The following is a 700-nucleotide window of genomic DNA, read 5'->3' as shown; positions in this document are numbered from 1 at the left end:
CGAACGGTCCACCAGGATCCGGTTCGCGGCCATGCAGACCTGGCCCTGATGGACGTACCGGCTGAAGACGGCCGCGTCGACCGCGTAGTCGATGGCCGCGTCGTCCAGAACCACCAGGGCGCTGTTGCCGCCGAGTCCGAGGACCACGTTCTTGAAGAGGGGCGCGCAGACGGTGGCGACGTGGCGGCCGACGCCGTCCGAGCCGGTGAAGGAGATGACCTTCGGGACGGGGTGTTCGATGAACGCGTCGCCGATCTCCTCTATGTCCGTGATGACGACGTTCAGGAGGCCGGGTGGCAGGCCCGCGTCCTCGAAGATCTTCGCGACCAGGGAGCCGCCGACGATCGGGGTCTCCTGGTGCGGCTTGAGGACGACGCCGTTGCCGAGCGCGAGGGCCGGGGCGACGGACTTGAGGGCGAGGAGGAAGGGGAAGTTGAAGGTGCTGATCAAGCCCACGACGCCCACCGGGACTCGGTAGACGCGGTTCTCCTTGCCCTCGACCGGCGACGGGATGATCTGCCCCTCGGGGGTCAGCACCAGGCGGATCGACTCGCGCAGGAACTCCTTGGCGAGGTGCAGTTCGAAGTCGGCCTTGAGGTGCGTGCCGCCGAGTTCGGCGTTGATCGCCGCGGCGATCTCCGGCTCACGGTCCTCGATGATGCGCAGTGCCTTCTCGAAGACCGCGCGGCGGGCGTACGGA

Annotated in this window: 1 protein-coding gene; it reads right to left on the bottom strand. The window is 68.0% G+C overall.

The genetic code is table 11. The features are described from left to right. Positions 1–700 (bottom strand): aldehyde dehydrogenase family protein (locus G3I60_RS43815; protein WP_164608562.1); only part of this gene is annotated, 700 nt, incomplete at both ends.

Source organism: Streptomyces sp. SID13666 (assembly GCF_010548325.1).
GTDB classification, from domain to species: domain Bacteria; phylum Actinomycetota; class Actinomycetes; order Streptomycetales; family Streptomycetaceae; genus Actinacidiphila; species Actinacidiphila fildesensis.
This window is presented reverse-complemented; position numbering and strand designations above follow the sequence as displayed.